Source organism: Treponema medium, from assembly GCF_017161265.1.
GTDB lineage: Bacteria > Spirochaetota > Spirochaetia > Treponematales > Treponemataceae > Treponema > Treponema medium.
On the sequence record NZ_CP031393.1, the window covers coordinates 1,820,986 to 1,843,642 of the forward strand.

Genomic DNA, 22,657 nt, shown 5'->3' on the forward strand with positions numbered 1-22,657 from the left:
AGCATAAGCGGAAGTCTTACAGGGAGCCTCGAAAAGCGACTAAACTTTTAGAGATACCGACCTGTCGGCTACAATATTAATCTTCACTTTTCTATTATAACGTATTCTAAATAAAATTCAAGAAAATATTTATTTTGCCGTTATTAGAATCGATTATGAAATTTTATTTGAAAATTATTACGCCAATCTTCGTATTTGCGTTTGTTTATAGTTTTTTGAGTATGTGCTTTGGGTCGCGCGGTTTTTTTGCGTGTCAGCAGTTAAGACGGCAGCGTGAGGCTCTTGTACAGCATGTGCAGCTTTTGTCTGATATCGGGGAAGATTTGAGTATTCGTATTGCGAATTTGTCCTCAGATCCTCAGACCATTGCTGTGTATGCCCATGAATTAGGCTATGTCCAAAAAAATGAACGGCTTATCAAGCTGATGAATTTTTCCGGTACAGTGGAACGCACTGAAGATGCCGGTGTCGTATACCTGATTGAAGCGCCCCGCTATTTGCCGGACGCTGTCTGCAAAACGATTGCCGTTTCTATAAGTATTATCGTTATTATGTGTGAGATGATTGTGAGCAGAAAAAATGCGTATTCAAAAAAAAGCTCCTAATTCAGTTTCTGTTGCAGCTGCAGAGCTTAAACAGGGTAATGTTATTGTTATTCCGACGGATACGATTTATGGTTTTTCCGGCTTAATCGGCAAGACTGCCGAAGTAATTGCTCGCATTAAAGGAAGGGAAGAAGATAAGCCGTTTATCGCCCTTATCGCCGAGCCTTCGGATATTTATCGCTACACCGATTTAAAAATTCCGGAGCATATTTTGAACTTGTGGCCTGCGCCGTTAACGCTGATCGTGCCGTTGAAAGGGCAGGGGACGCAGGCATTTCGCTGTCCCGCAGATGAGTGGCTGCGAAATGTCGTTGCTGCAGCGGGGGATGCAGTGTATTCGACGAGCGTTAACCGTTCGGGAACCCCGCCCCTCACCGATATAGAAGTCATTTGTCGCGAATTTGAACATTCCGTTTCGTTAATTGTCGATGACGGTAATCTTGAGGGGCTGCCTTCTACTCTCGTGGATTTAAGTTCCGGCACTCCCCGCATACTTCGCCAAGGCGCTGTTGTTATTGATTAATAAGGATAATCGCGTCAAACTGTTTTGCTGTATTTCCCGCAGAATAAATAGGCTATACCTAGCCGTGCGGATGGGCTTTGTGGTACAGCTCTTGGAGTTGGACTGCCGTGATGTGCGTGTACCGTTGAGTGGTTGCGATATTGCTGTGCCCCAACAGTTCCTGTACGACCCGTATATCCGCTCCGCGCGTGATGAACATCGAGGCAAAGCTGTGCCGGAAGGCGTGCGGCGTCAGTTTTTTATAGTTCGGGAGGAGGGCGGTGTACCGGTTGATGATATATCGGATGCCCTGCGTTGTAAGCGCGCCGCCGCGGCAGTTTAAAAAAAGCGCGTCTTCCGCAACCGCAGTTTTTAAGCCGTCTTGTTCTTTTAGGTAAGCAATCAATTCCGCACGCTCGGTCAAATACTGCTGCACCGCTTCCCGTGCAAAGTCCGCAAAGAACACCTTGCGTTCTTTGCTTCCTTTTCCTTGTACGATTGCCCAGCTGCAATCTCCTTTTAAATCCGTTATTTTGAGCCCTTGCAGCTCCGCCGCGCGGCAACCGGTAGAGTAGAGCGACGAAAAGATCGCTGCATCGCGGGCGTACCATAAAATGCCCGCTTCTTTGGGAAATTCACAGAAGCGTTCCGCTTCATCAGGAAAGAGGAAGCGGGGCAGCTTATCCGGCTGTTTGAGGTTGCGGACAACTGCGGCGGGGTTTATTGTGCAGAGCCCTTTCTGCAGGGCATAGCGGTACAATCCTCGTACACAGGAGAGGGTACGGTTGATGCTTGCCGGTGCAAAATGCCGGTTGCCGAGGTCTGCGACGAAGGTTCGTACCTGCGTTTTCGTAACCTCGGTAAAGGACAGCTCATTGTCCGCAAGCCAATCGGAAAAAAGCTTGAGGTCGTTTCGGTACGCTTCAATGGTTTTTTCGGAAAAATGCCGCACGCCTGCGCTGTAGGCGAGGTAGTCTTCAAAGACCGTATCCATCGGCTAGTCGATATCCTGATCTTCTACGCCTTCGACGACGCTATGCAGGTAATCGCAATCGGGGTTTACACAGGCTTTGTAGCTTCCGTTCTTTTTATCGTATTTTTCAACCATAAACCAGCCGCATTTGGGGCACGCTGCGTTGATAGGCTTAAAATGAGAGATAAAATTGCACTTTGGAAAGTTGGTGCAGCCGAAGAATTCTTTGCCTCGCCCTTTCGCCCGCCGGGATACAATGTCCCCACCGCATCCGGGACGCGGACATTTTGCCAATGGGATAGATTTGGTATTACGACATTCCGGGAAACCCTCGCACGCCAAGAAAAAACCGAAACGGCCGAGCTTTTTCATCATTCTTTTGCCGCATTTTTCGCACGTGAAGTTTGTCGGCTCATCGAGGCTTCCTTTCAAACTGCCTAAATGCGCCATCACCGAATCCACCTGTGTGATGAATGGGGTGTAAAAGGAGCCGATAATTTTTGACCAGTCGGCATTGTGTTCTTCTATTTCGTCCAGTTTTTGTTCCATACCGGCGGTAAAATTGACGTCGATCACATCGTTGAAGTTTGCGACTAGCAGATCATTGATTATTCTGCCGAGCTGGGTAGGAACGAGTTGCTTATTGGAGCGGTTGACGTAGTAGCGGTCGAGCAGTACCGAAATAATCGGCGCATACGTGGATGGGCGTCCGATGCCTTTTTGTTCCAACATCTTAACGATACTTGCATCGGTATAGCGGGCAGGTCCCTGCGTAAAGTGCTGTTCGGGTGTCAAACTGTCTACCGTCAGAATATCGCCGGTTTTTAACGCCGGTAACGTTTTACCTTTTTCTTCTTTTGAAAGGAGCAGATTGAGCACTGCATAGAATCCTTTGTCCGTTACCTTGGTAGAAGCCGTTCTAAAGACTGCATCTCCTGCGGAAATCTCATAGCTGAGCGTTTCAGTCTTTGCGCCGGTCATCTGGCTCGCGGTAAAGCGTTCCCAGATAAGGGTATAGAGGCGCAGCTGGTCGCGGTTGAGGTAGTCTTTCAGATAATCGGGTGTATAGTTACAGTACGTGGGGCGGATACCTTCGTGGGCATCTTGAGCTTTTGCTCCGACGCTGTAGAAATTGGGTTTTTCCGGTAAGAAAGCAGGATATTGCTCGCCGATCCACTTACGCACTTCCGCAAGGGCAACATCGGAGATTCGCACAGAGTCGGTACGCATATAGGTGATTAAACCGACGCGGCTTGAGCCGACGGCGATACCTTCGTACAACTGTTGAGCAATCTGCATCGTTTTACGGGAAGTAAAGCCGAGCCTGTTTGCTGCCGTTTGCTGCATCGTGGAGGTTGTAAACGGAGGCTTCGGATGGATGGTCTTTTGCGTGCTTTTGACATCGGTAATCGTTGCTTCTTTTCCGTGCAACACATCGATAATCGCCTGAACCTCCCGTTCGTTTTTAAGCGTCGGTTTTTCTCCTTTATATAAAGCGAGTTGGGCGTTAAAGGCGGTTTTTCCTTTTTTAAAGGCGCCTTCAAGTGTCCAAAATTCTTCGGGGATAAAACTTTCTACCTCCGCTTCCCGTTCGCAGATAAGGCGCAGCGCAACCGATTGTACGCGCCCCGCGGAAAGTCCGTTCTTTACTTTTTGCCAGAGTAGCGGAGAAAGGTTATAGCCGACAAGTCGATCGAGTACACGGCGGGCTTTTTGCGCATTGACCTTTGCCTCATCGATATTCATAGGATTCTGCACGGCTGTTTTAATTGCCTGCGGCGTGATCTCGTTAAAGACGATACGGTTTATCGGTACATCTTCGCATTTTTCCCGTATTGCATTGCATAGATGATAGGCGATAGCTTCCCCTTCGCGGTCATTATCACTTGCGAGGAAGACATTCTTAGCATTTTTTGCGTCTTGCTGCAGCTCTTTTAAAAGTTTAGCTCTGCCGCGTACGGTTATATATTCGGGTTGAAATCCATGTTCGATATCAATTGCGATACGCGACTTCGGTAGATCGATCAGATGTCCCATCGAAGCTTTAACCGTATAGCCGCTGCCTAAATACTTTTCGATCGTTTTTGCTTTTGCCGGAGACTCTACGATAATTAAGTTTGTTTTTTTTGTTTTTGTTGCGTTTTTTTTCGCCATTTATGGTGCTCCTTTCTCAAACAAAGGTAGTTGTATCTGTTGTTCTCTCTGTAAATACTGCAAAGTCGGATGCGCCCATTCACGTAAAAGGTCGCTGGCGTGTTCCACCGGAATTGCACCGTCTTCAGCCAGCTTTTTGCAGCCGGCATTTTGCACGGAATCCTGCAGTCCGCCGTATACGCATACATCGCGTCCTTGCTCAAGGGCAAAATCCGCAGTAATGAGCGCTCCCGATTTTACCGGCGCTTCGACGACAACGGTTGCGCGGGCTAATCCCGAAATGATCCGGTTTCGCTGGGGAAAGCGATAGGCGAGCGGCGGTTCTCCGGGTGCATATTCGCTGAGGATGCAGCCACCGGTTTCTAGTATCCGACCTGCGAGCCGTGCGTTGCTCTGCGGGTATAACCGGTCAAGCCCGCAGGCGAGCACAGCAGTTGTCAGACCTCCGCCCTCCAAAGCTCCTCGGTGCGCGAAGGTGTCGATGCCGCGTGCCAGTCCCGAAATAACGGGGATACCGGCGTGTCCGCATTCGGTACCTAGCTGCAGCGCAGCCTTAATACCGTTCCCTGTCGGTCGGCGTGTGCCGACAATCGCTGCTGCGGGCGTATCTGTCTTCGGTAAAACGCCGCGGTAGTACAGTAAAAAAGGCGCATCGGGAATTTCCCGCAGCAGGGGAGGAAAGTCGGAATCATCGTAGAACGTTATGTTGATTCGGCAATACTTCATCAGCGATTCAGCTTTTTCCACTGCTTGCGGCAGTTGTTCGGGCTTATAACTGCGTGTGCGGAGTGTCCGCTGTATCAGCCTGCTCAGCGTATCTATTGAACTTACTGTAAGTGCTTGCAAAGTGTCAAGCGTGCGGGCAAGTAAAAGGCGCTCGCTGCCCTTTAGAAAAGAGCAATAAGAGAGCGCAATGTAGAGTTTCCGCCGTTCGGAATCGGTTTTTGTATTCATTATTATAGTTTTTGTAGAATTCTATTGCCGATCAGTTGCTGACCGTTAGCGCCGTGCATTTTCTACGAAAGCTTTGTTGCGTTCGGCATCGGCGCGCTGTTCGGCGCTTCCGCTTGTTTTGATAATACGGTCGTAGGCGGCAATTGCTTTTTCGTATTGACCGGTCATGTAATAAGCGCGCCCGAGTATGAATAAGGAGTCAAGCGGTTTTTTTTCGCGGGCGGCAACCGGTTCCATAATCGTAATGGCATCCTCCGGTCGGTTCAATTCAAATACATAGAGAACGGACAGTGCATACACTGCCCGCGTATAGGTGGGGTCAAGTTCTACCGCGCGCTTATAGGCGGAAACCGACAGGTCGAAATATGCTTGCCGTTCGCCGAGGCTCATATTGGGGTAATCGAGGGTGCTTTTTGCGATAATAGCAGCGCATACGCCAATTTGATAAAACACATGCTGATTTTCCGGAAAGTATTCCAATGCGTTGCGGAAGGAATCGATTGCTTTTTTATACATCTTTTTGTCCATATACCGGCGACCGAGGATTTTATACCAGATGCCAACCCGCTGCTCCATAGTCAAGATATCATTAACCTTTCCTTGATATTTTTTTATGGCCGATTCCAACTCTTCTATGGAAGACGGATTTTTAACGCCCATCTCCATATCCTGCATCCGTCGAATAAAGGCATTATCCTTACAGGCAACACAGAGGAAAAGAACGGAACACAATAGCCCAATATACGGAACTTTTTTTGATTTCATGTAAACCTTCCTTAAAATTGAACAACTGAACAAAGTGTAAACTTTGGAAGTTGTTCAATTAGTGCGCGGAACGCGCGCATATAATCTACGATGTTTGCCGGACGGCAAACTCGAAATTACATTAAGGCACACCATCAGTGTGGCTTAATGTAATAGCTCCTTAAAATTGAACGACTGAACAAAGTGTCCATCAGTTGATGAAGTATTCTTATATATCTTTGTTTGATTGTCAATATTACGGCGTGGGCAATCTCGTCAGACTCCTTTTGAAAATATGTGGGCATCTTCTTTGTTGCTGCGAACAAATGAGTTTTTTTTAGCAGCCCTGCAGCATAATGAAATCGTGTAGTTTTTGCTTAACTTTTTCCGCAAAATATTGCGATTCCTTTTCTTTTTTACTATAATGAGGTCTCAAAATAGGGAAATACTGGTTAATCCGAGGAGTTGTTTATGTCTGCTAAGGAAATACCGATTGAAGAAATCGCTCTGCAAATTATCCTTTCCGTCGGAATTATCGTTATCGCTGCAAAATATCTCGGTCTTTTGGCTAAAAAAATCAATATTCCGCAGGTTGCCGGAGAAATTGTTGCGGGGCTTTTATTGCGGTATCTGCCTTTTTTCCGTAATTTTGGTGGAGTCGAACCGAATATTATTTACGCTGGAACCAACCAATTTATCGAGTATATGTCTGAAATCGGTGTTATTCTAATTATGTTCTCAGCCGGATTAGGTACTAATTTAAAATCGCTGGTTAAATCCGGTGTAAAATCCACCGTGATTGCTGCCTGTGGTGTTATAGTACCATTGGTTTTAGGCACGGCTATGGCATTGGGCTTTTGGGGTTTTGACGGTTTCGGGACGCCTGTATTTTATCAAGCGCTGTTCATCGGTACTATTTTAACGGCAACTTCGGTCAGTATTACCGTTGTTGCATTGAAAGAACTGGGCAAGATAAATTCGGAAGTCGGGCAAACAATTATCAGCGCTGCAATCATTGATGATGTCTTCGGTATTATTGTATTAACAGTTGTACTCGGCGCAAGTTCCGGTACGGGCGATTACCTCGGACTGATGATAAAAACGGCAGCATTCTTTGCCGCTTCGTTGGTCGTGGGATACCTTATTTACCGAATTTTTAAATGGTATGATAATAGGCATCCGCATACCCACCGTATCCCGATTTACGGGTTGGGAGTTGCGTTGATTTTTGCCTATTGTACAGAACGCTTCTTCGGTATCGCCGATATTACCGGTGCGTATGTCGCAGGGGTTGTATTTTGCAACTTGCATGATGCCTCCTATATGGAACAAAAAATAGACATCAATTCGTATATGTTTTTTAGTCCTCTCTTTTTTACCGCTATCGGACTTAAAACGGACTTAAGCGGACTGAATATGAGCTTAATATGGTTTTCGATAGCTTTTGTGCTTGTCGGCTGTATCGCAAAAATCATCGGCTGCGGTGGTTCGGCACTGGCTTTGGGCTTTAAGCGACAGGAATCGCTCCAGATAGGGCTGGGAATGATGGTGCGCGGAGAAGTTGCCCTCATCGTAGCGCAAAAAGGACTTGCCGTCGGTATGGTGAAGGCTGAATATTTTGCACCGGTTATTTTACTGATCATTGTTTCTTCTATGATTGTGCCTATTTTACTCGGAAAAGCATTTTCGGAAAAAAATCTGCCCCCTGCAGGGACACCCGCCATATAGCAGCGTATGGATACGGTATTTTTCGATTCAAAAGCGGAACAATGGGATGCACACCGCACGCGCGTATTGAGAGCGGAAGAGATATATAAAAAAATCATCGCTGAGATAGGCGTTCAGTCTTGCAACAAGGTGCTTGATTTCGGCTGTGGGACGGGCTTGCTCGGATTTCATTTTATCGATCGCGTAGCTGAAGTATCGTTTGCCGATATCTCTGCCGGTATGCTGGAACAGGTACGCAAAAAAGCTGCAATGCTTCGGAGTGGCAATATAAAGACCATCGATTTAACGGAGCATACTGTTACGGAAATGTACGATATTATCGTTTCCCTGTTGGCGCTTCATCATGTTGAAGATGTAGAAAAAACGGTTTGCCATTTGGCTTCTCGTGTTGCCGAAGGCGGATACCTCTGTCTTTCGGATCTTGATCTTGAAGACGGGAGTTTCCATTACCCTGATGCTGCACCCCATAACGGCATAGACCGGAATGCAGTTCTGAATGCTGCCCGTAAGAGTGGTATGTATATTATTTGTAACAAAACGGTATATACTGCGCAAAAGATTATCGATGGCACTGTAAAAACATATCCTATTTTTTTAATCATCGGGAAGCGGGATGCTAACCGCATATAAGGTGATAAGGCATTTCTAAAAACGGATTGTTTTTTAGAGGTTCCCTATAATATCAATACACCTTGATTTTTTTCTTATAGGTACGATATGTTGTACTCATAAAGCTTTTATTAAATAAAAGCCGTACAAATAGCACGGCTTTTATTCGTGCGGAGGGTTTAATACCCCGACGCTCGAGTCGGGGTTGTTGATTTTAACCAGAGTTTGCTCAAGCGCAAACTTGTATATCATAAGCACGTTCTCACTTCGTTACGAACGTGCTTAAAAAGTCAATCGAAAGTTGATACTTTCTTCTTGACTTTTTATAGGAGTTATATATGAATATTTCACCTGAACTTTTAAAAAAGTTTGAAAGTGACTATCGTGCAGACCCGTCGAATGCGATTATTGCAGGGGCTGTCGCCAAGAGCGGTATCGAGGACGCATCATTTAACTATGATGTCCGCCGCCGCCACAATTTTTGCTTTTCTCACGAAACGGAGCGCGGAGAAATTACCAATCAAAAGAAGAGCGGCCGCTGCTGGATGTTTGCTTCGTTGAATGCCGCCCGTGTAGAAATAATGAAAAAGCTTAACTTGGAAACCTTTGAGCTTTCCCAGAACTACACGCTGTTTTGGGATAAACTCGAAAAATCCAATTACTTTTTTGAAAGCATTTTGGAAACCCTTGACGAACCGCTTGAAGGACGGCTGCTCGCGCATTTGCTGGCTAATCCTATTCAGGACGGCGGGCAGTGGGATATGTTTTCCGGTATTCTGCAAAAATACGGCGCTGTGCCTAAGGATGTGATGCCCGAAACCTTCCACTCTTCCGATACGCGCTTCTTTGTTGCCGAATTAACCCATCGCCTCCGCAAATATGCGCAGCTGTTGCGGGACGGGCACAAGGCAGGAAAGTCTATCACAGAGCTTCGCACAGACAAAGAAACCTATCTTTCGTATGTATACAGCTTTCTGGTTAAGGCGCTCGGTGAACCTCCCCGCGTATTCGACTTTGAATGCCGCGATAAGGATAAGAAATTTCACAAAGCAGAGCAGATTACCCCGCAGCAGTTCTTTAAAGAGTATGTCGGCTGGGATTTAAACAATAAAATCAGCTTAATCAATGCGCCGACGGCGGATAAGCCTTACGGCAGAGCTTACACGGTAAAATTCCTCGGTACCGTGAAAGAAGCTGAGCCTATTCACTACATCAATGTGCCGATCGAAGTACTTAAAATGGCGGCTATTGAATCGATTAAGGCGGGTAAGCCGGTCTGGTTCGGCTGCGATATGGGGCCGTATATCTGCCGCCCCGAAGGCATTATGGATACCGAAGTATACCTCTACGATAAAACGCTCGGCGAACTGCCTGAGTTCACCAAAGCGGAACGGCTCGATTACGGCGATAGCCTGCTTACTCACGCAATGGTGTTGACCGGTGTCGATCTGGATAAATCAGGGAAGCCGATTAAATGGCAGGTAGAAAATTCGTGGGGCGACGAATCAGGCAAAAAGGGAATGTTCTCGATGTCCGATGCGTGGTTCGATGAGTATACCTATCAGATTATGGTAGAAAAGACCTTTGTTGAGCAAAAATGGCTCGATGCTTTAAAACAGCCGCTCGTACAGCTTGAGCCGTGGGATCCGATGGGCGCGCTGGCACGGATATAGGAAAGAGGGTTATCAACTCGGATTTTACGATGATTTTTATTCCGAAGGAAGCGGAATCTAAATCTAAGGAAACTGTCCAAAAACTTCAGTTTTTGGACAGCCCCAAAAGCTTATAGCCAAAAACTTTCCCCATATTTTTCTTACAATCAATAAGATGCGAGATGTAGAAAATTTGATGAATTTATCATATAATAGAGCATCTCTAAGAACTTGGGTAGATTTTTAGAGAATTGTATAGGAGACCATATATGCCTTATACAGTTTTAGAAAAAGAACTTGCAACGCTCCCTCATGCTGCAATAAGTGAGGTTCTTGATTTTATCCGCCTGATAAAATTGAAATTTCCTGAAGAAGATGCTATTTCTGAAAAGAAGTCTCTTTTTGGCGTTTGGAAAAATGAACCTTTTTATATGTCTCCGGATTTTGATGACCCTCTCGAAGATTTTGCGGAGTATATGTAATGCAGTATTTGCTCGACACTCATACAATTCTTTGGTATTTATTCGGGAATGAGCGATTGTCGAAAAGCGCTAAAGATATCATTGAATCTAATGTTTGTTTTTACAGTTATGCCTCATTTTGGGAGATTTCAATAAAACAAAGTAAGAAAAAATTGGAATTTACTCATACCGTATATGAAATAGATGAGATGTGTAGACGCGCCGGATTTAGAAAACTTCCGATTACACTTGATGATTTCAACAGAATTCGAAATTTGCCGTTTCAAGATAATGTAAAACATAATGACCCATTTGATAGAATTTTAATCTCACAAGCACTTGAAAACGATTTAACAATCGTAACTACGGATGGAAATATTCCGTTATATAATGTAAAAACTATTTGGTAAAAGATAGAAAACCTAACGTCTGTTTCAAAGCTGTAATTACACAGAAAGACAGGCGGAGAGATGCTGTAACAGCTTTTCTCTACCTGTTTTTTTTGTAGCAGAGGTTACGATTATTTCATCCGTGCTGCATTCAAAAAAGGACGCAAGGGCAAGGAGCTGTTTTGCCTGTTCATTTTTACTGAGCTTATCGGCTTTAGTTGCCGTCAAGACAGCGGGTATGTTGTGCTCCCGGAAAAACTGCAAGGTTTGCAGCTCTATTTCAGCAGGATCCCGCCGGATATCCATCAATAAAAATACGGTTTTAAGTGTGGAGCGGGTTGTGCAGTAATCATACAGCATAGCGTCAATCCGCTTCCGTTCCGCTTGGGATACTTGTGCAAAGCCATAGCCGGGTAAGTCGGCAACACAAAACGATTCCGCATTAGGCGGCTTGCCTGTCAGGGCATTCACCGCAAAAAAATTGATCTCGCGTGTCATGCCCGGCTTTGAGCCTGTTTTTACGAGGTTCTTTCTATTAAGGAGCATGTTTATCAGCGAGGACTTTCCCGCATTGGAGCGTCCGAAAAAAGCAAACTCGGGAACGCCTATCTGCGGGAATTGCTTACTGTTAATTGCCCCTTTGATGAACTCGGCGGATACGATCTTGAGCATACCGGTTGTGATAATTCCCTCAGCCTATAGTCCGAAGAGGCGGGCGTAGGCGGCGAGTTCGGGCGGCATATCGTGCGATAAAACTTTTTTAGCAAGCACCTTACCGAGCTGAACCCCTTCTTGATCGAAGCTGTTGACATTCCAGATAAAGCCTTGAAACATTACCTTGTTTTCGTAGTGTGCAAGCAGCGCACCGAGCGCTTCCGGCGTAAGCGCCTTTCCGTAGATAAGGCTCGAAGGCCGCTCTCCGGCAAAGCTCTTATTCGCATTTTCATCCTGTTTACCGAGTGCAAAGGCTGCTATCTGCGCAACCACATTGGCAAGTAGCTTTTGCTGACTGGTAGAGCCTTCCACGGTAATGTCTTTGCCGTATTGACTTTCTTCAAAGCCGATAAACTGGAGCGGCACAATATCGGTGCCTTGATGCAGCAGCTGATAGAACGAGTGCTGCCCGTTGGTTCCCGGTTCTCCAAAGATAACCGGTCCTGTTTTATAGTGAATCGGTTCGCCGAAGCGGTTCACCGACTTTCCGTTGGATTCCATATCGAGCTGCTGCAGATGAGCCGGAAAGCGGGAAAGCGCTTGGCTGTAGGGCAGAATGGCGGTGCTGCCGTAGCCGAGGATATTCCGTTCATAGACACCGATCAGTGCATCCATGAGCGCGGCATTTTTGGTATGGTTCGGTTCGAGGGCTTGCTTATCCGCTGCGGCAGCTCCGGCAAGGAGGGCGTCAAAGGTATCCGCTCCGAATGCCAGCGAAAGCACCGCACCTCCGCATGCAGAGGTGGAAGAATACCGTCCGCCGATAAAGTCATCCATATAGAAGGATGCAAGGTATGAAGGATTGTTGGCAAGCGGACTGCTTTCGCTCGTTACGGCAACCATTTGCTTTGCAGGGTTTAGTCCCGCCTCCTGCAAAAATTGCCCGACAAAGCGTTCGTTGGTGAGCGTTTCGAGCGTGGTGCCACTCTTTGAAACCAAGATAAACAGCGTCGTTGATAAATCTAGTGCGGAAAGTACCGCCGCCGCATCGTCAGGGTCTACATTCGATATAAAGTGAGCGCGGAGCTTGAGCTTGTTATGCCGCTCTCCCCACGCCTTTAACGCAAGGTACAACGCACGCGGGCCGAGGTCTGAACCGCCGATACCGATCTGTACAACATCGGTAAAGGGTTTACCGGAGGAAGCGGTGATGGAACCGTTTCGGACTGCTTCGGAAAACTCACGGACTTTTTCCTGCTGCTCAAGATAAAAGGTTCGCATATTTTTGCCGTTGTAGATAACATTGTCGCCAAGCTGTCCGCGCGTAAGATGGTGCAGAACTTTCCGGTGTTCTCCCGTATTGACTTCTTCGCCTGAAAGGAGCCTTTGATACTTTAATGTTACTTGCTGTTCATTCGCAAGCGCACCGAGCATGGTGAGGATACTTTCGTTCACTTGTTTTGCAGCATAATTGTAGTGCATACCGGCAGCCATCGGTATGGAATATCGTTCGATTCGGTCTGCTCCTCCCGCTCCTTTTAGTCGCTGTGTGATATCCGGTATTTTTGCTTCCTGTAAATCTCGAAACAGGGAGCATTCATCTAAATTTTTCCACATAATCCTCTCCTTATTTAGCTGTTTTTTACAGATGGAAAACCCTAAAAATCACAGTTTTTAGAGATGCTCTTATACAATAAAACGTCTACGGGGAAGGTCATTACTGTACATTCTTCGGTATTGTTGTATCATCATGGGCAAGGTGCTTTTCTTTTTCAAAATGAATGAGTGTGAAGAATAATATCCCTACCAGTAAAAGTCCGATAAGCGTTGCCAGCGCCATAAGTCCTTGCGAAATGACCGCAAGGGTTACGAATATATCTATAATGATCTGTAAAATCATCACAGTAACCAATGCCCCTCGCGGTGAGTAGCCGATGAGCATTAGCTTATGATGAAGGTGCATTCTATCACCTTCCCGTATCGGTTTTTTATCCCGTATCCGCCGCCAAATTGCAGCAATCATATCGAAAATCGGTAGCATCAGAAAAATAATTGCGAAAGGGGCAGCAGCTGTTTCATATCCGTCATTTCTCGGTACGAGTGGGAGTATTGCAAGCACAAAGCCGAGAAACTGAGAGCCTGCATCACCCATAAATATCTTTGCTTTAGGGCGGGAAAGATTAAAAAATAAAAAGCCTATAATCGCAGCACCCAATATAATACAGGTATAGATCATAGAAAAATGAGGCGACGAATCTTTAAAAAACAAGATAATATAGCTGATTAGCAATGAAACGCTCAAACAGCCTACTTGTCCGTCGATGCCGTCCATTAAGTTTACGGCATTGGTAACTCCTGCAATCCAGAGTACCGTTATCGGATAAGCAAAAATACCAAGGGGGATGAAAAGACCGATGGGGCCAAAACTAATGCGGGTAAAGCGGAAGCCTGCATAAACAACAATACTTGCCGCAATTAATTGAATGATCAGTTTATAGATAGCTTTCCAATTTTTTAAGTCATCCCAAAGTCCCATGAAGAAAATTAAGCAGCCTCCGATGATAATGGCCGTGAATTGGCGGGTTACAACGATACTGCCCGGAAATGTGAAGTAGATGATAAAGACGCTCAATACAAAAGCAGAAAAGAAACCGACACCGCCTAGCCGCGGGATTTTCCCTGTGTGTATTTTCCTGCCGCCGACGTCATCGTATAAATTGTGCCGTTTTGCAAAAAGAATCACAAGATATACAAAAAAAGCTGATATGGTGCAGGGAATTAGCATTGTGAAAAGGATAAACTGCATATTTGTCAGTTGCATTAAAACCTCAACAGGAACATTATTAACTTTTTTACCTGTGTTCAGAGAAGCTGCAAATCATTGGATACGCAAAACTCTGTAACCGCTATGATAGCCGATTAAGCAGGAACATACAAGGGTCAGGAAAAGCTCAGTCGGCTTGAGGCAAACCTGTTCTGAAACTTCCGTTTCGGAACAGGTCGAGTGTTTTGTTATACTGACGGGTAAGAACCTTCCCAGACGATTTTTTTGTACATATCGGGATCGGTATCTCCTTCCGTTGAAAAGCACAGTATCTTTGAGTTTTTATCGAGCTTTAATGCTGCGCGTAAATCCTTCATATCATCATGCTGCATAATCGCGGATAAGAGACCGAAGGGGACTGCGCCTGATTCTCCTGAGGTAACCGGTGTATCTCCCTTAATAGGAGCTGCAAGCATACGCATACCGCGGGCGGAAACCCAATCAGGTGCGGAAACAAAGCAGCTGGTGTTATTCTTCAGGATATCCCAAGAAATGGTGTTCGGTTCGCCGCATGCAAGCCCTGCCATAATGGTTTGCAAGTCTCCTGTTACAAAATGCGGTTTGCCGTCGGCTGCCGTCGCCGACCGGTATAAGCAGTCCGCAGCACGGGCTTCCACTACGACGGTAATGGGGCAGTTGTCGGGGAATAGGTTTTTAAAATATCCTTGTACGGCACCCGCGAGCGAACCGACCCCCGCCTGTACAAAGATATGGGTGGGGCGGTCTACGCCGGCCGCCTTGAGCTGTTCGGCAGCTTCAAGTGCCATCGTACCGTAGCCCTGCATAATCCACGCAGGGATTTCTTCGTACCCGTCCCATGCGGTGTCTTGCACCATAACGCCGTGTTCCGTTTTTGCGGCAAGTGCGGCAGCCATACGTACACATTCGTCGTAGTTGACATTTTCTATGGTAACCTTTGCGCCTTCTTTTGCGATATTATCGAAACGGGTTTTGGTAGAGCCTTTGGGCATCAGTACGACCGATTTTTGCCCGAGTTTATTTGCAGCCCACGCTACGCCTCGTCCGTGATTGCCGTCGGTTGCGGTAAAAAACGTAGCCTGTCCGAATTCCTTCCGCAGTTTTTCGCCGGTTAGTACATCGTAGGGGAGTTCCGAAACGTCTTTTTTAAGCTGCTTTGCAATATACTTTGCCATCGCAAAGGAACCTCCGAGTACTTTAAAAGCATTTAAGCCGAAACGCCATGATTCGTCTTTGATAAATACCGACCCGACGCCGAGCATATCCGCCATATTTTTTAATGGAACGAGCGGTGTCGGCGCATACTGCGGGAAGCTTTTATGAAATGCATGTGCCTTATTGATTTCGTCTAAAGCCATCACCGCGAGTTGTTTGTTGTCTGTTTTCGGAAGTTTATTTTCCGACCAAAGAATCTTTTCCATAAGATAACTCCTTTTAATCGAGTATGAGGTTGTTCCAAAAACTTTCATTTTTGGACAGGGTTCTTAATGTTACGTACGATTCTTATGCAAAAAAATTTTGTTAGAATCAAAATATTTATCAGCTAATCATAGCACAGATACAAGATATGTCAAGTTCAAGAAGGGCAAGCGCATCAGGACAGGTTTTAGCAGCCCAGCATAATCATTGAAGCTGGGGATGTCCCAAAAGTTGGTTACTTTCGGGACATCCCCGTCGAGTTTAAAATTAAGTCTTTATACAGCAATGACTTAATTTTAAACGTCGCATCTAAATCTAAGGAAACTGTCCAAAAACTGAAGTTTTTGGACAGCCCCCTCTTCGCGGTTCAAATGGTCTCACAACCTCAATGATTATGCGCCTTTTATCTACTCTACCTGATACATTTGCCCATCTACAGGATAAAGTGTGCGAAATTTTGGATAAAATTTCGCACAGTAAGGAATACAAGCGCTTGGAAGATTTCAGATGCGTTTGCCCTGAGAGCTGTGGTCTAAAGCTCCGCTGCCGACTGCCGAAACTATAAATAGTAGAAAGATGCCGTATGCATCAAGCAAATGATTATGTTTATCGGTGTATGGTATTTTTTAGTATGTGGAGGGTAATGTATGAAATTGTATTCAATCAAGAGTAATCCGGGGGATGTATCTTATTTTTCAATCCTGAACGAAACGGATACGGGATATTTTATCCGTATCTGCCACGATAAAGAAGGATACGAGAAGATTAGCGAGGAATTTCTTGACAATGATATGTTTGCGCTGTGCCTGCGTACCGGATATATTAGTGAAGTTCCTGCCGAAGCGCATGGGGTCGCCTAATCGATTAAAAAATTACGGATGGAGCTGTCCGAAAGGTAACCGGCTTTTCGGATAGCTCCGCTTCATATCTACGGCGGAAACGCCGAAATCTTATCTCTTTTTCCCCTTGTTATTTATGTAAAAATAGTACATATTAAAACCATGATACGCTGGTTTATCAGTATCATTTTTCCCGATTTTAAAGAATACTGACTTTATCCCCAAAAGGAAGGACGTATGCGTAAATTTTGTACTATTATAACCGGAATATTTTTAACTCTTTTATTTACAACCTGTCAACAGTTTAAAGATAATATGGAAGACTATTTGAGTTATTGGTCAACGGAAGTCGCTTCTACGAATTTTACAATTGAGACGCCGTATATAAATATGGAAGGGACACCATATATATCGTCGGCGAATGACGCCAAGGTTACGATAAAATTGCGTAATCCAAAAAGATTGATTCTTAAGATGCCGCCCCTCTCCCACGGTACGGCAAAAGACTATACTTTAGAGCAAACGGCGCCCGATACACTCACCCTCACGTATCATAAAGATTTTTTAGAAAAGCACGAATGGGGTACCGGAGATATCGGAGCTGATATTACTTTCATTGCCAATGACAGTAGAGTGTTCGATAAGCGATTCAGTGTGAAACTCAAAGTGAATACGCCGCCTGCTTTGGAATATAAAGGAAAAGGGAAAACACAGGTAGGCAGCGAGTGGTACTATGTGCTTTTATTCCGCGTAAAAGACATGGATACAATGATAGGCGGGCAGCGATTACACAAGGATATCAAGACGCTCAACGTTACGGTAAATGGCGGAACACCCGGTGATATTCCGCTTACCTTTAACTCAAGCAACACTGATTTTGCAACGGGCGGAAACCTTTTAGCGGCAAGCGCGGTACAAAAGATTAACCCTGCCGATGAAGACCTTTCGTCAGATGCTTGGGTACTCCGCTTAAAGACCGATGTCAAAGTAGACGGCCCCGCAACATCGTACGCCGTCAGCGTAAAAGACGAGCTGGGGTTTAGTTCCGAGGTGATAAAGATCAGCACCGATAAGACCAAGCTGCCCGATGTAAAATTACTTGACGGCGTAACTCCAATAACGGGAACAACGGAAAGCGCTCCGTTCTCCTTCCCGGGTATGGATGGAAAAGCATTGACGGCAACTGCACACAGCGGAGCCGGAATAACGGGAGCTATTTATAAGCACGATGGCTCGAGCTGGAATGAGATACGCTCTGTAAGCGGTACGACGCCTGTTACCGTAAACCTACCGGCGCTTGACAGCAGCGAAAACGAAGCGTTCTACAAAATTACCCTCAAAGCCTCATTAACCGGCTATGCCGACAGCGATGAAAAAGAATTCTTTGTAAAACTGCTGCGGCAGGAGCTTCCCGTTCTTAAACTAAAACAGGATTTCGGCACTACCGCTAAAAATATTTCTGCAGCAACGAAAGGTTATGTTACCGAAGACATTATACCCGATGTGTCAAGCTATACTGCCGCGTCGCCGCTGGCTATTTACAACTTAAACGGCAACGCACAGTTCTTGCTTACCCCGCGGACAGGCAGCACTGCAACGGTAAAATATACGCTTGACGGCGGGACTGAACAGACACCGAGCGGCGGAGCCATAACCGTAACCACATCAGGAGTACATATCCTCAACGTATGGGCTGTAAAAGACGGCGTAGAAGGGTATAAAACCACACTGTATATTAAGGTGATAAAGGCTGTTACCACCTACCGTGAGCTGAAAAATGTCGTACAAAACGCCCCTGCCGGTGATGAAATTGGGATTAACATCGGCAGCGACCTTACCGCTCTTGATAATCCGGAAATAACGGTGTCGGACGGTAAGAAGTTGACCTTGCGGCCAAACTCCGGCCATTCGAGCCATACGATAGACGCCGCCGAAAATGGTCGGATATTCAACATACGTGGAGGCACGGAGCTTATTCTGGAAGACATACAGCTACTTTATGGCAGGGTTAATGGCGGAAATGGCGGGGCTGCTTACGTTGAAAATGGAGGGGTACTCGCGTTGAAAGGAAAAACCGTGATTACCCCGTCAACCGCACAAGACGTAAACACGCCGGGCGAAAATGATGTGTATCTTGCGGCCGGCGCTTCGATTAAAATAGACAGCGCTTTGACGAGTACCGAACCTATTGTTGCCCGCATCACGCCCGAATCCTACTCCGAATCCACGCAAGTGCTTACCGGAACTACTCCGTTTTCAAACGGTGAACACGACAAGTTTACCGTAACGCAGAACTCTGATCCGGAGTATGTATGGGCAATAAAAAATGATGGAAACTTAGAAAAAATATCTAAAACCATAAATGCAAATGCAAGTTCCGATGCATGGCGAAAACTGCGAAAGCTTGTACGAATTGCCCCTGCCAGAACCGTCATCACCATAGACGGCGAAATTAAAGCGACGAACGACAGCGGCAACTCGGGCGAAATCGTCATCGACAAAAACCTCACGATACAGGGGAAGACCGGCGCGGCTTCGGATATTCTGGATGCGAACAGCAACCATATAGGCACTCCGCATCGCATCTTTAAGGTATCAAGTCACGAAATGCTCACGCTCAAAGAACTTACACTTAAAAACGGCTATGCGGGCAACGGTTCCGCTGGCAAACTTGGTACAAAAGGCGGCGGTATACTCCTTGAAAACGGAAGTGTATCGCTCAGCAATGTAATCGTTTCCGGCTGCAAGGCAAGCACTAACAGTTCCTGGCATGGAGCCGGAATATACGTTAAATCCGGTGCTATTATTATGGAAAACTCAACGCTTTCTGCAAATGTTGCGAGCGCATACGGCGGCGGAATTTATGTAAACGAAAACGGCTGGCTTACTATGCGAGGCTCAAACGCTATCACCGGCTGCTCGGCGGGTAGCGGCGGGGCAATCTGCGTAAGCGGCGCAACCGTCAACATAACAGGCTGCACCATTACCGGTAACACCGCACCAAACGGAAACGGCGGCGGCATCTATACGAAAAAGACCGATAGCAAGGCTTCCACCATAACAATCAAAGACGGCGCCATAATAGGCGGCACAGACGCAGGAGAGGCAAACAAAGCAACCGGAATCGGACCAGACAACGGCTTGGGCGGCGGTATCTATATCGGTGAAGGCTGCTCCTTAAAGGTGCAGAGCGGCGCACAGGTTATCGGAAACGAAGCAACCCAAAATGGCGGCGGTATTTACCTGAACAAAATCGACGCACACGGCGAGATGAGCAGCGGTGAAATACGAAACAACAAAGCAGGGAACGGCGGCGGCGTATATATTGCAGGCGGTACCGGTGTTACCGAGCACGCCTCGTTCACTTTGAAAGGCGGAACCATCATCGCTAATACGGCAACCGACTCCGGCGGCGGCGTTGAGGCGTTTGGCGGAGGTATATTTACCATGGAAGGCGGCACTATTGAGAATAATACGGCGCATAACCATGGAGGCGGCGTTCAGGTATTAAGCGGCACCATGAACATGACCGGCGGCAACATAGAAAGCAATACTGCTAACAAAGTCAATGACAACGAAAAAGGCGGCGGCGGAGTGGCGCTCGGAATAAATAATGGTCCCGCGCTGCTTGATATGTCCGGCGGTACAATTAGCAGAAATACTATTGGCAGACCGGGAAAAGGTGCAGGGATACAGGTTTGGGATGGTACTGACGCTGTTACAGTAAAGATGTCCGGCACTGCAAGAATTGATGCAAACAACGACGTGTATTTGAAGGACGGCAGAAAGATTACCGTTGACGGTCAGTTGAACCCGCTGGGAGGAGTCGCAGCCTGCATAACGCCTGAAAACTACAATACGACTACGCAAGTGCTTGCAGGCAGTATAACGGATGGTACACCGCAAAACTACACCAAGTTTACCGTAACGCCGAAAGAAGATAGCGGTAATACATACTATTGGGAAGTAGATAACCAAGGCAAACTGATGCGCATTGTAGATGGCGTCAAGTATCCGTATAAGGCATGGAAGGCGCTGAAAGATGTTGTTAGTGTTGCCGGAACCGACCCTATCACCATAAACGGTAGCATACAGGCGACAGACGATGCCGATAACCAGGGACCAATCAACATCAATGACAATATCACGATAAAGGGGAAAAACGGTAGGGATACCGATATACTGGATGCAGGCAAAAAAGGCGGACGCATATTCAGCATACCCGACGGCTCGAACAATAAACTCAACCTTGAAAAACTTACGCTTAAAGGCGGTTCTGTTAACGGAAATGATGGCGCTGCAATTATAGTGGGACGCAGCGGCGATGCAAAGCTTTTTGACTGTATTATCGAAGACTGCGAAGCGCTGAACGGCGGAGCAATAGCAATATGGAGCAATGGAAAGGCAACGCTCACAAACACGGATATAAAAAACTGCAGTGCAAAATTCTTCTTCAGCCCAACTACCGGCGGCAAGGGCGGTGCAATCTATGCAGAGGGCGGTACCGTCATTATGACGAACTGCACTCTTACGGGCAATACAGCGGAAAAAAACGGCGGCGCAATCGCCGCACAAAAGGACACCACTCCGTCAGCCGCCTCGCCCAACGTAACAATCTTAGGCGGCACCATCGGCGGCACAGCTGCACTTGACGCAAACAAAGCGTCCAAAAGCGGAACAGATGGCGGCAGCGGCGGCGGCATTTATATCAATAACAGTACTTTGAAGCTTCAAAATAACGCCAAAGTTATCGGCAATACAGCATCCGTTAGAGGCGGTGGTATATATGTCGGTGGTACTGATGCAAATTTCACAATGGAAAGCGGAGAAATCTCATCTAATACTGTAACAATAACCGAATCAGCAGAAATACAAGGCGGCGGTGTCTGTGTTATAGACGGTGCAAAGTTTGAGATGAAAGGCGGCTCAATTAAAAGCAACACGGTAATTGCTGCAGCAGCTGATAATGCAAAGGCAAGGGGCGGCGGTGTCTGTGTCAGCGGAAGCGGCAGTACATTTATTATGAAAGACGGCAATCCCGAAATTATCAATAACGAAGTAACCAAAGCTGATGGCAGCAACTCCTCCATGAAAATTACGACAATAGGCGGCGGTATCTGCGTGTGGGATAACGCAAAGTTCGAAATGCAACAAGGTACAATAAGCGGCAATAAAGCGCTTACAGGTTCCGGCATCCGCTATTTTACGGGTGCAGGAGGCGGTGTTTGCGTTGGAGGAAAAGGGAATGCCAGTGGAGCAGGTTACACCAACGATACCGCCGAGTTTAAGATGAGCGGCGGCACTATCAGTAAAAACGAAGCCTCAAGCAGTGGCGGCGGGGTCGCCGTTATGAGCAGGGCTCAGTTTACTATGACCAACGGCACAATCGGCGGATCGGAGGCTGATAAAAACACATCAAAGCAGCGCGGCGGCGGGGTTGCCGTTTTACATGGTACCTTTGAGATGCAAAATGGTACGGTCAGCTACAACCAAGCCACCACGGACAGCGGTGGTGCCGGAGGCGGCGTATATGGAATGAATTTTTACAGTAATACAGGAAGCATTATCATCAAAGGCTCAAGTTCCATATCCAATAATACAGCGATGTATCAGGGGGCACTTGCAGGCGGCGGAATAGCTGCGTGTTATAAACTGACCATAGAAGGTGCTGTAAAGATAATGAATAATAAGGCACCCCAAGGATTCGGCGGTGGTATTGCCTGCTCACAGGATGCTCAGGTTGAGCTTAAAGGCTGTACCGTTAAAGGCAACACAGCAAAAGAGCTGCAATATGGGCATGGAGTGTATATAAGTTATTTTTACAATACAAGTAGATATTTTAAGATGTCCGGCGATACAAAAATCCATAAAGACAACAATGTTGCTTTGGGCGGTGATAATAGTAGCGACCATGCTTTTATTACCGTTACCGAACACCTGTCTGTTAATGATCCGAATTACTATCCAAGTCTGACAATGAACCCGGCTTCCGGCTACTCGTCAAATAGGGTGGTTGTCAAACCCGGCGGTAGTTATATGCTTCAGGCATCGGACATCTCCAAGTTCAAAGTAACGCCGGGAGGAACTCCTCAAAAAAACTGGAAAATCGTGTTGGAAGGTGGTGTAGGTAAGCTGAAAACTGACCCATAAAGAATACAATGTCGTATGAAT

The 22,657-nt window shown here is 46.4% G+C and carries 17 protein-coding genes; 9 read left to right on the top strand and 8 right to left on the bottom strand.

The features are described from left to right. Positions 1 to 221: 221 nt before the first annotated feature. Positions 222 to 605 carry a septum formation initiator family protein gene (locus DWB79_RS07990; RefSeq protein ID WP_252722258.1) on the top strand — a complete coding sequence of 128 codons (384 nt, stop codon included), beginning with the start codon at positions 222 to 224 and terminating at the stop codon, positions 603 to 605. Next, positions 580 to 1,128, top strand: coding sequence for an L-threonylcarbamoyladenylate synthase (locus DWB79_RS07995; RefSeq protein WP_016523531.1), 549 nt, complete (start codon positions 580 to 582; stop codon positions 1,126 to 1,128). Before DWB79_RS07990 ends, DWB79_RS07995 begins: the two co-directional genes overlap by 26 nt. Before the next feature lie 58 nt (positions 1,129 to 1,186). Here the strand turns inward: DWB79_RS07995 and DWB79_RS08000 are convergent, their stop codons facing one another. Genes DWB79_RS08000 through DWB79_RS08015 form a run of 4 tightly spaced genes read right to left on the bottom strand, consistent with a single transcriptional unit; the run spans position 1,187 to position 5,953 of the window. Next, the gene (locus DWB79_RS08000; protein ID WP_016523532.1) at positions 1,187 to 2,101 is read right to left on the bottom strand and encodes a tyrosine-type recombinase/integrase; all 915 of its coding nucleotides are present in this window, start codon (positions 2,099 to 2,101) and stop codon (positions 1,187 to 1,189) included. Positions 2,102 to 2,104: 3 nt separating this feature from the next. After that, entirely contained in the window at positions 2,105 to 4,234 is a 2,130-nt protein-coding gene (gene topA / locus DWB79_RS08005; RefSeq protein ID WP_016523533.1) for a type I DNA topoisomerase, read from the bottom strand. Then, complete coding sequence (dprA, locus tag DWB79_RS08010; RefSeq protein WP_016523534.1) at positions 4,235 to 5,188, bottom strand: DNA-processing protein DprA; 954 nt, start codon at positions 5,186 to 5,188, stop codon at positions 4,235 to 4,237. A 45-nt stretch (positions 5,189 to 5,233) separates the two neighbouring features. After that, positions 5,234 to 5,953 carry a tetratricopeptide repeat protein gene (locus DWB79_RS08015; protein ID WP_016523535.1) on the bottom strand — a complete coding sequence of 240 codons (720 nt, stop codon included), beginning with the start codon at positions 5,951 to 5,953 and terminating at the stop codon, positions 5,234 to 5,236. Positions 5,954 to 6,403: 450 nt separating this feature from the next. On the opposite strand from DWB79_RS08015, the gene DWB79_RS08020 reads away from it, so the two are divergent. The 5 genes from DWB79_RS08020 (at position 6,404) to DWB79_RS08040 (ending at position 10,792) form a co-directional block, all read left to right on the top strand. Then, a complete protein-coding gene (locus DWB79_RS08020) occupies positions 6,404 to 7,660 on the top strand; it encodes a cation:proton antiporter (protein WP_016523536.1) in 1,257 nt (418 codons plus the stop codon). 6 nt (positions 7,661 to 7,666) lie between these two features. Beyond that, positions 7,667 to 8,290, top strand: a complete 624-nt coding sequence (locus tag DWB79_RS08025; RefSeq protein WP_016523537.1) for a class I SAM-dependent DNA methyltransferase — start codon at positions 7,667 to 7,669, stop codon at positions 8,288 to 8,290. A gap of 317 nt (positions 8,291 to 8,607) precedes the next feature. Next, positions 8,608 to 9,942: a C1 family peptidase gene (locus DWB79_RS08030; protein ID WP_016523538.1), complete on the top strand. Its 1,335-nt coding sequence runs from the start codon at positions 8,608 to 8,610 to the stop codon at positions 9,940 to 9,942. Positions 9,943 to 10,190: 248 nt separating this feature from the next. Continuing rightward, positions 10,191 to 10,403 carry a DUF2281 domain-containing protein gene (locus tag DWB79_RS08035; protein ID WP_016523539.1) on the top strand — a complete coding sequence of 71 codons (213 nt, stop codon included), beginning with the start codon at positions 10,191 to 10,193 and terminating at the stop codon, positions 10,401 to 10,403. After that, positions 10,403 to 10,792 (top strand): type II toxin-antitoxin system VapC family toxin, encoded by a 390-nt coding sequence (locus DWB79_RS08040; protein WP_016523540.1) that lies wholly within the window; start codon positions 10,403 to 10,405, stop codon positions 10,790 to 10,792. The genes DWB79_RS08035 and DWB79_RS08040 overlap by 1 nt, the downstream gene beginning before the upstream one ends. Before the next feature lie 36 nt (positions 10,793 to 10,828). Here the strand turns inward: DWB79_RS08040 and yihA are convergent, their stop codons facing one another. The 4 genes from yihA to dpaL form a co-directional block, all read right to left on the bottom strand. Further along, the gene (yihA, locus tag DWB79_RS08045; protein ID WP_016523541.1) at positions 10,829 to 11,443 is read right to left on the bottom strand and encodes a ribosome biogenesis GTP-binding protein YihA/YsxC; all 615 of its coding nucleotides are present in this window, start codon (positions 11,441 to 11,443) and stop codon (positions 10,829 to 10,831) included. 24 nt (positions 11,444 to 11,467) lie between these two features. Further along, a complete protein-coding gene (locus tag DWB79_RS08050; RefSeq protein WP_016523542.1) occupies positions 11,468 to 13,042 on the bottom strand; it encodes a glucose-6-phosphate isomerase in 1,575 nt (524 codons plus the stop codon). Between the two features lie 100 nt (positions 13,043 to 13,142). After that, positions 13,143 to 14,246 (bottom strand): MraY family glycosyltransferase, encoded by a 1,104-nt coding sequence (locus DWB79_RS08055; RefSeq protein ID WP_016523543.1) that lies wholly within the window; start codon positions 14,244 to 14,246, stop codon positions 13,143 to 13,145. A gap of 191 nt (positions 14,247 to 14,437) precedes the next feature. Further along, the gene (gene dpaL / locus DWB79_RS08060) at positions 14,438 to 15,649 is read right to left on the bottom strand and encodes a diaminopropionate ammonia-lyase (RefSeq protein WP_016523544.1); all 1,212 of its coding nucleotides are present in this window, start codon (positions 15,647 to 15,649) and stop codon (positions 14,438 to 14,440) included. Positions 15,650 to 16,294: 645 nt separating this feature from the next. Between dpaL and DWB79_RS08065 the strand changes: the two genes are divergently transcribed. Together DWB79_RS08065 and DWB79_RS08070 are read left to right on the top strand one after the other, a co-directional pair. After that, the gene (locus DWB79_RS08065; RefSeq protein ID WP_016523545.1) at positions 16,295 to 16,507 is read left to right on the top strand and encodes a hypothetical protein; all 213 of its coding nucleotides are present in this window, start codon (positions 16,295 to 16,297) and stop codon (positions 16,505 to 16,507) included. Positions 16,508 to 16,723: 216 nt separating this feature from the next. Then, positions 16,724 to 22,636 carry a hypothetical protein gene (locus DWB79_RS08070; RefSeq protein WP_206180993.1) on the top strand — a complete coding sequence of 1,971 codons (5,913 nt, stop codon included), beginning with the start codon at positions 16,724 to 16,726 and terminating at the stop codon, positions 22,634 to 22,636. Positions 22,637 to 22,657: the final 21 nt, after the last annotated feature.

Bases quoted from the DNA above. Each gene is read 5' to 3' on its own strand.
- DWB79_RS08055 (WP_016523543.1), bottom strand. From the start codon at position 14,246: ATGCAACTGACAAATATGCAGTTTATCCTTTTCACAATGCTAATTCCC.
- DWB79_RS08035 (WP_016523539.1), top strand. From the start codon at position 10,191: ATGCCTTATACAGTTTTAGAAAAAGAACTTGCAACGCTCCCTCATGCT.
- topA (WP_016523533.1), bottom strand. From the start codon at position 4,234: ATGGCGAAAAAAAACGCAACAAAAACAAAAAAAACAAACTTAATTATC.
- yihA (WP_016523541.1), bottom strand. From the start codon at position 11,443: ATGCTCAAGATCGTATCCGCCGAGTTCATCAAAGGGGCAATTAACAGT.
- DWB79_RS07990 (WP_252722258.1), top strand. From the start codon at position 222: ATGTGCTTTGGGTCGCGCGGTTTTTTTGCGTGTCAGCAGTTAAGACGG.
- DWB79_RS08065 (WP_016523545.1), top strand. From the start codon at position 16,295: ATGAAATTGTATTCAATCAAGAGTAATCCGGGGGATGTATCTTATTTT.
- DWB79_RS08015 (WP_016523535.1), bottom strand. From the start codon at position 5,953: ATGAAATCAAAAAAAGTTCCGTATATTGGGCTATTGTGTTCCGTTCTT.
- DWB79_RS08025 (WP_016523537.1), top strand. From the start codon at position 7,667: ATGGATACGGTATTTTTCGATTCAAAAGCGGAACAATGGGATGCACAC.
- DWB79_RS08030 (WP_016523538.1), top strand. From the start codon at position 8,608: ATGAATATTTCACCTGAACTTTTAAAAAAGTTTGAAAGTGACTATCGT.
- DWB79_RS08050 (WP_016523542.1), bottom strand. From the start codon at position 13,042: ATGTGGAAAAATTTAGATGAATGCTCCCTGTTTCGAGATTTACAGGAA.
- DWB79_RS08040 (WP_016523540.1), top strand. From the start codon at position 10,403: ATGCAGTATTTGCTCGACACTCATACAATTCTTTGGTATTTATTCGGG.
- DWB79_RS07995 (WP_016523531.1), top strand. From the start codon at position 580: ATGCGTATTCAAAAAAAAGCTCCTAATTCAGTTTCTGTTGCAGCTGCA.
- dprA (WP_016523534.1), bottom strand. From the start codon at position 5,188: ATGAATACAAAAACCGATTCCGAACGGCGGAAACTCTACATTGCGCTC.
- DWB79_RS08070 (WP_206180993.1), top strand. From the start codon at position 16,724: ATGCGTAAATTTTGTACTATTATAACCGGAATATTTTTAACTCTTTTA.
- DWB79_RS08020 (WP_016523536.1), top strand. From the start codon at position 6,404: ATGTCTGCTAAGGAAATACCGATTGAAGAAATCGCTCTGCAAATTATC.
- dpaL (WP_016523544.1), bottom strand. From the start codon at position 15,649: ATGGAAAAGATTCTTTGGTCGGAAAATAAACTTCCGAAAACAGACAAC.
- DWB79_RS08000 (WP_016523532.1), bottom strand. From the start codon at position 2,101: ATGGATACGGTCTTTGAAGACTACCTCGCCTACAGCGCAGGCGTGCGG.